This is a genomic window from uncultured Bradyrhizobium sp. (assembly GCF_936928535.1).
Lineage (GTDB): Bacteria > Pseudomonadota > Alphaproteobacteria > Rhizobiales > Xanthobacteraceae > Bradyrhizobium.
This window is the reverse complement of sequence record NZ_CAKZHY010000092.1, coordinates 156,068-163,028: the sequence shown is the minus strand read 5'-3', so window position 1 is coordinate 163,028 and position 6,961 is coordinate 156,068. Positions and strand designations below refer to the sequence as shown.

Annotated in this window: 7 protein-coding genes; all 7 read right to left on the bottom strand. The window is 64.7% G+C overall.

All coding sequences use genetic code 11. From position 1 onward, the window contains the following. The coding region (gene mltG / locus Q0687_RS15325) for an endolytic transglycosylase MltG (protein WP_298878040.1) at positions 1 to 1,005 on the bottom strand (1,005 nt) is incomplete at its 3' end. A 125-nt stretch (positions 1,006 to 1,130) separates the two neighbouring features. Further along, complete coding sequence (gene fabF, locus Q0687_RS15320; RefSeq protein WP_298878039.1) at positions 1,131 to 2,396, bottom strand: beta-ketoacyl-ACP synthase II; 1,266 nt, start codon at positions 2,394 to 2,396, stop codon at positions 1,131 to 1,133. Positions 2,397 to 2,504: 108 nt separating this feature from the next. Beyond that, positions 2,505 to 2,744 carry an acyl carrier protein gene (locus Q0687_RS15315; protein WP_008130699.1) on the bottom strand — a complete coding sequence of 80 codons (240 nt, stop codon included), beginning with the start codon at positions 2,742 to 2,744 and terminating at the stop codon, positions 2,505 to 2,507. Between the two features lie 309 nt (positions 2,745 to 3,053). Continuing rightward, the gene (gene fabG, locus Q0687_RS15310) at positions 3,054 to 3,791 is read right to left on the bottom strand and encodes a 3-oxoacyl-[acyl-carrier-protein] reductase (RefSeq protein WP_298878037.1); all 738 of its coding nucleotides are present in this window, start codon (positions 3,789 to 3,791) and stop codon (positions 3,054 to 3,056) included. 12 nt (positions 3,792 to 3,803) lie between these two features. Beyond that, on the bottom strand, positions 3,804 to 4,763 hold the full coding sequence (fabD, locus tag Q0687_RS15305; protein ID WP_298878035.1) for an ACP S-malonyltransferase: 960 nt from the start codon (positions 4,761 to 4,763) through the stop codon (positions 3,804 to 3,806). Between the two features lie 175 nt (positions 4,764 to 4,938). Beyond that, positions 4,939 to 5,964, bottom strand: a complete 1,026-nt coding sequence (locus Q0687_RS15300) for a fatty acid desaturase family protein (protein WP_298878033.1) — start codon at positions 5,962 to 5,964, stop codon at positions 4,939 to 4,941. Positions 5,965 to 5,967: 3 nt separating this feature from the next. Next, positions 5,968 to 6,672 (bottom strand): TetR/AcrR family transcriptional regulator C-terminal domain-containing protein, encoded by a 705-nt coding sequence (locus Q0687_RS15295; RefSeq protein WP_298878031.1) that lies wholly within the window; start codon positions 6,670 to 6,672, stop codon positions 5,968 to 5,970. Positions 6,673 to 6,961 lie beyond the last annotated feature (289 nt).

The following is a 6,961-nucleotide window of genomic DNA, read 5'->3' as shown; positions in this document are numbered from 1 at the left end:
GCCCGAGCCATCGGCGACGAAATAGAGGTCGCGGGTGCGGGCCGGGTTGGCGGCGGCCTCCAGCGAGGCGCGGCCGGGATTGGAGATCGGCCCCGGCGGCAGGCCCTCGATCACGTAGGTGTTGTAGGGCGAGGGCTGCGTGATCTCGCTGCGCTTGATCGGACGTCCGAGCGTCCCCTTGCCGCCGACGAGGCCATAAATGATGGTCGGGTCGGACTGCAGCTTGATCTTCTGCTTGAGGCGATTGACGAACACGGCCGCAACACGGCTGCGCTCGTCCGGCTTGCCGGTCTCCTTCTCGACGATCGAGGCCAGCGTCACCAACTGCTCAGGAGTCTTGACCGGCAGGTCCTGGCTGCGCCGTTCCCAGATCTCGGCGAGCACGCGCTTGTGCGCCTGCTGCATGCGCTGGATCACCTGGTCACGCGGGGTCCCGCGCGGGAACTTGTAGGTCTCGGGCAGCAGCGTGCCTTCCCGCGGCAATTCATGCACGCTGCCGGTGAAGATGTCGTTGTCGGTGAGCCGCGCCACGATCTGCTCGGAGGTCAAGCCCTCGGGAATTGTGACGGCGTGCTGGACCACCTTGCCCTCGACGATGGTGCCAATGACGTCGCGCAGGCTCGCGTTCTTCTGGAACGAATATTCACCGGGCTTGAGATCCGAGCTCGCCTTCAGCGCAGCCACAGCGCCGATGAACACCCATGGATTGACGTCGGTGACGCCTTCCTTGTTCAGGGTCTCGGCGATGTCGCGCTTGCCCGCACGCTGCGGGATGTTGACGACCTTGTCTTCCTTCAGCGGCCCCGGCGACTCCAGCACCTGCCGGCCGTAATAATAGGCCGCGCCGGCGCCGATCATGCCGATCAGGAGCAAGGTGATGATGGCGTTGCCGACCACGACGAACGGATTGCGCGCCCGCTCCGAACGCTTCGGCGGCGGCGGGACCTGCTCGGGCTCGAGCGCTGCCCGCGGACTCCGGGGCGAAATGGGCGGCCTTTCACTCATCGAAGCAACCTGAATCCTGCTGGTTCAATCGCAGCCTGACAATCGCTTGCCGAGCCAAATGCACGCGCCCACAGACATGACTATCGCCGAATACGGCAAAACGGTGGATTCGTCTCAAACGCAAACTATTGGGCCAGACGCCGGACGATCACCGACGCATTGGTACCGCCGAAACCGAAAGAATTCGACAAGGCGACGTTCACCTCGCGCTGCTTGGCTTTGTGCGGCACGAGATCGATCGCGGTCGCCACCGACGGGTTGTCCAGGTTGATGGTCGGCGGCACGACATTATCGCGAATCGCGAGGATCGCGAAGATCGCCTCGATCGCGCCGGCCGCGCCGAGCAGATGGCCGGTCGACGATTTGGTCGAGGACATCGCCACCTTGGAGGCGGCATTGCCGAGCAGCCGCTCCACCGCGCCGAGCTCGATCTCGTCGCCGAGCGGCGTCGAGGTACCGTGCGCGTTGATGTAGTCGAGATCGGACGCGGTCAGGCCGGCGCGCTTCAGCGCGGCCGACATGCTGCGGAAGCCGCCATCACCATCGGGCGACGGCGACGTAATGTGATAGGCGTCGCCCGACAGGCCGTAGCCGATCACCTCGGCATAGATCTTCGCGCCGCGGCGCCGGGCATGATCGAGCTCCTCGAGGACCAGGACGCCGGCGCCCTCGCCCATCACGAAACCGTCGCGGTCCTTGTCGTAGGGACGCGAGGCCTTCTCGGGCGTCTCGTTGAAGCCGGTCGACAGCGCGCGCGCGGCGTTGAAGCCGGCAATGCCGATGCGGCTGATCGGCGACTCGGCGCCACCGGCAACCATCACGTCGGCATCGCCGAGCGCGATCAGACGGGCAGCATCACCGACCGCATGCGCGCCGGTGGAGCAGGCCGTGACAACGGAATGGTTGGGGCCCTTCAGCCCATGCGCGATCGAGACGTAGCCGGAGGCGAGATTGATCAGGCGGCCCGGAATGAAGAACGGCGACACCCGGCGCGGTCCGCGCTCCTTCAGGAGGATCGCGGTGTCGGCGATACCGCTGAGGCCGCCGATGCCCGAGCCGATCATGGTGCCGGTCGCGCATTTGTCCTCTTCGGTCTCGGGATGCCAGTTGGCATCGTCGAGCGCCTGGCCGGCCGCGGCCATGCCGAAAATGATGAAGTCGTCGACCTTGCGCTGGTCCTTCGGCTCCATCCAGATATCAGGGTTGAAGCTGCCGTTGCTGCCATCGCCGCGCACCACTGTGCAGGCGTATTTGGTTTGCAGATCAGAGACGTCGAAGCTCTCGATCGCGCGAGCACCGCTTTCGCCGTTGAGGATACGTTTCCAGGTCGGCTCGACGCCGCAGCCGAGTGGCGACACCATGCCGAGACCAGTGACGACAACCCGCCTCATATCCGAAAACTCCGCATCGAAAGATTCACGGCCAATAACAAGAAACCGGCTGACCGCTGGGAAGCGGCCCGTCCGGTTTCAATGTTGTCCCCGCGAAAATGAAGAGCCTTAGCTCTTCGCGTTCTTCTCGAGAAACTTCGTGGCGTCGCCGACGGTGAGAATCGTCTCAGCGGCGTCGTCCGGAATCTCACAACCGAATTCTTCTTCGAACGCCATCACCAGCTCGACGGTGTCCAGACTGTCGGCGCCGAGGTCATCGATGAAGCTCGCTGCGTCGACAACCTTTTCGGGTTCAACACCAAGGTGTTCGACCACGATCTTCTTAACCCGCTCGCCAATGTCACTCATTGCATAACCTCGTGTTGTTCCCTGTAGACCCGACCCCCCGGGACGATACGAGCCGTCGTGGTCGTTGACTGCCTTCGCTTACGAACTTTGATTTGGCCCCATCTTAACCGATAGAGACCCGGCGAACGACGGCCAAGGCTCCGCATCGCCAATATACAGGGTTTCAAAAACCTGCAATGGCGTTCTTTGCCCATCCGTTGAAGGTCCGGTTATCATACTTCAACTGCCTTGACTACACGCCTCAATTCGCTCCGGAAACGGCCGTTTGCCGCATCCACACCAGCCATGTGGGCAGTGCGGAACGACGCGTCAGATCATGGCCATGCCGCCGTTGACGTGGATGGTCTGGCCGGTGACGTAGGCTGCTTCGTTCGAACTCAGGTAGACAGCGGCGGCCGCGATGTCCTCGGGGGTGCCCAGACGGGCTGCCGGAACCTTGGCCAGGATGGTCTCGCGCTGCTTGTCGTTGAGCGCATCCGTCATCGGCGTCTTGATGAAGCCGGGCGCGATGCAATTGGCCGTGACGCCCCGCTTGGCGTATTCGGCGCCCAGCGTCTTGATCATGCCGATCAGGCCGGCCTTCGACGCGGTGTAATTGCCCTGGCCGGGATTGCCGGTCACGCCGACGATCGACGTGATCGCGATGATGCGGCCGAAGCGCTTGCGCATCATCAATTTGGTGGCGGCGCGCGCCAGGCGGAAGGTCGCCGTCAGGTTGACGTTGATGACCTCATCCCAATCCTCGTCGCGCAGTTGAACGAACAGATTGTCGCGCGTGATGCCGGCATTGGCGATGAGGATGTCCACCTGGCCCATGGCGGCTTCCGCAGCCGGCACCAGTGCCTCGACCTCATCGGCCTTGGACAGATTGCAGGGCAGCACATGGGAGCGCTCGCCGAGCTTGCCGGCAAGCTCATCCAGCACTTCCTTGCGCGTCCCTGAAATCGCAACGGTCGCGCCCTGCGCATGCAGCGCCTGTGCGATCGCGCCGCCGATGCCGCCGGTCGCGCCGGTGACGAGCGCCTTTTTGCCAGTGAGGTCGAACATTGAGAAACTCCTCTAGCCCTGCATCGCAGCGGCCAATGCATCCTTGGCGGCGGCAATGTCGTTGGGACCGCCCACCGACACGCCAACAGCGCCGTCGGCGATACGCTTGACGAGACCCGTTAGCACCTTGCCGGCACCGATCTCGAAGAAACGGGTGACGCCCTGCCCCGCCATATAGGCAACCGACTCGCGCCAGCGCACCGTGCCGGTCACCTGTTCGACCAGCCGGCGGCGAATCTCGTCGGGATCCGTGATGGCGCTGGCCAGCACGTTCGACACCAGCGGCGCGGCCGGCGCCTTGATCGTGACCTTGGACAGCGCTTCGGCCATCGCGTCGGCCGCGGGCTGCATCAGCTGGCAATGGAACGGCGCGGACACCGGCAGCAGCATCGCGCGCTTGGCGCCCTTGGTCTTGGCGATCTCGACGGCGCGATCGACTGCGGCCTTGTCGCCGGAGACGACCACCTGCCCGCCACCATTGTCATTGGCGGCCTGGCAGACCTGCCCCTGAGCCGCCTCCTTGGCGACCTCCATGGCCGCGTCGTAGTCGAGGCCGAGCAGCGCGGCCATCGCGCCGGCGCCGACCGGTACGGCCTTTTGCATTGCGAGACCGCGGGTGCGAAGCAATCGCGCGGTGTCCGAAATCGTCAGGCTGCCGGCCGCAGCCAGCGCCGAATATTCACCGAGCGAGTGGCCTGCCACGAAGGCTGCATCCCGCCCCACGGAAAATCCAGCCTCAGCCTCCAGCACGCGCAGGGTCGCCACAGACACCGCCATAAGGGCCGGCTGGGCGTTCTCGGTGAGCTGAAGGGTTTCAGCCGGACCTTCCCAGATCGTCGCGGTCAGCTTCTCTCCAAGCGCGGCATCGACCTCGTCGAACACGGCGCGCGCCACCGAAAAAGCGTCAGCCAAGGCCTTGCCCATGCCAACCGCCTGGGAACCCTGCCCTGGAAATGTGAATGCTGCCGTCATCGGCGCGCTCCTGGATCACTCAAGTCGTGTGCTTCGAGAACCCGGCAGCCGTTGACGTCCGGCCCGAGCCTTGGTTCCCGACCATGCTCCGAAAGGGGCCGTAGACACTGTCCGGGGCCGGAATGTCAAGCCAAGATAGGAACTTCCGCCAGTCTTCGACCGGGGATGCGGCCCCCTAAAATCCGCCGTTGGTCTGGTTGGCGTCGACCGCCGCCCCCGCCCGCGCGCGTCGCGCGCTATTCACGAGCTTGCCAGGACGGTCATCCCGATCGGGCTTTGCGGTCGCAAGCCGCAGCACCGCGGCATAGCCCGGCTGCACCTCCATGCGGCCGGCGTGCCGGCTCTCGCTGAGCAGGCGGTGGACTTTCGGCAGATTGTAGCAGGGCACGTAGAACAGCAGATGATGCTCGAGGTGGTAGTTCACGTAATACGGCGCGATGAACAGACGCTCGAGAAAATTGGCGCGCGTGGTGCGCGTGTTGCGCAAGGGATCGCTGCTGTCGGGCACGACGGCGTGTTCGGCGATGTTGCGGATGCGGGTGATCACCATCATCCAGGTCAGAAGCGGCACCAGCCAGAGCAGCGGATAGGCCCACCACACGCCGGCAGCAACGCACGCGGCGAACATTGCAGCGTTGACGAGGCATTGCGGGCCGAGCTTCTCCCAGACATGAGCGGCGCGCTGGCGCCACGGCCAATTCGTAGGGCCGAGCGCATTGAGCAATTGCGCCTTGCGCTGCTGGTAGCCCGTCTGCCCGGTGAGGTCGCGAATGAACTTGCGGCGGTAGCTCAGCTTCGTGATCGGAAACGGCGCCGACAGCACCAGATCGGGATCATCCTCCTGCTGGGTGCGCGCGTGATGCTGGAGGTGATAACGCCGATAGCTGCGCGTCTCGGCAAAGAGCGGGTAGGCGCAGAACCACTGGCTCAGCATCAGGTTGGTTTTCTCGTCCGCGGACAGACAACCATGCGCACCGTCGTGCATCAGGATTGCAAGGCCGAGCTGGCGTGAGCCGATGATGGCAACAGCGAAGACGTAGGTCAGCGGATTGGGCCACCACGCGACCAATGCGATCGCGGCAACGATCAGCGCCCATGCGTGGGCGATCATCGCGACACCCTTCCAGGTCACGCGCTGCCGCACGTCGGCGAGTTGATCGTCGGTCAGGAAATCGCGAGCTCGCATCCGAAGCGCGGTCATGACCTAGCCCTCCTCGTTCCGCTGACTTGATGTGTCGCGCTCGTCGACGAGACGCAGGCGTGCCGCATCACCGGCGGGTTTCGCCTGCTCGCCGAGCACGCGCAGCATCTCGGCGCACAGCGCCTCGGGCGAACGGCCCATGGCATAGCCTTCGAGAATGATTCCGATGGCGACGGCCCAGAACCGCCGCGAGCTTTCGTCGGGCGCGCGCAGCGAGCGCCAGCCGTGGCGCTCGACCTGGCCCGCATAGGCGCGCGCGCCCTCAGCATGCAGGCGCTCGATGGTGCGCTCGACCAGCGGCGCCAGATCCTGGCGTCGCCGCGTCAGCGTCAGCGCCTCGGCAAAAAAGGCGATCGAATCGCTCGCCGTAACGGTCTCGGCCAATGCGTGGGTGTATTCCCGCGGCGTGCGCGCCTTCAGCGCCGCCTGTTCGGTCGCGCGCGCCAGATACAAGAGATCACGGCAGGCGCATTCGACGAACAGCGCCTCCTTGGTGCGGAAGTAATAGGTGATCTGGCTTGGGAACGCGTCCGCCGCGGCTGCGATGTCGGTGATCGCGGTGCCCGCCAGCCCCCGCTCCCGAAACAGCGGGCTCGCGGCATCCAGCAGCAGGGACCGCATTTTGCGGCCAGCCGAACGTGTCGCCCGCGCGGCGTGCTTGGGGTCTGCTGCCGCCTCAAGCGGCTCCTGCGCAGGCTTTTCCGCCATCAGATCCTCTCCCTGATTTATTTGTATGTCATACAAACAAATAGATCAAGCGCGATGTGGTATGGGAGGACCGGCCCTAGACAGCCGCCCCGCGGCAATCCGGACCGAAAGCATGGCCCGCAACCTTGCCAAGCCGGCCAAAATCCGTATAACGCGCGCATCCGCAGACCCCGGCCGGGAGCTGAACGGACGGTCTCAGCAAATCCTCAGTGATTTTGGTGTGGCAGGGCCAGTCGGCCCGTCGTCCCGTGTTTCCGCCTTCTGAGCTTGATCCCAGAGTCCTTTCCGA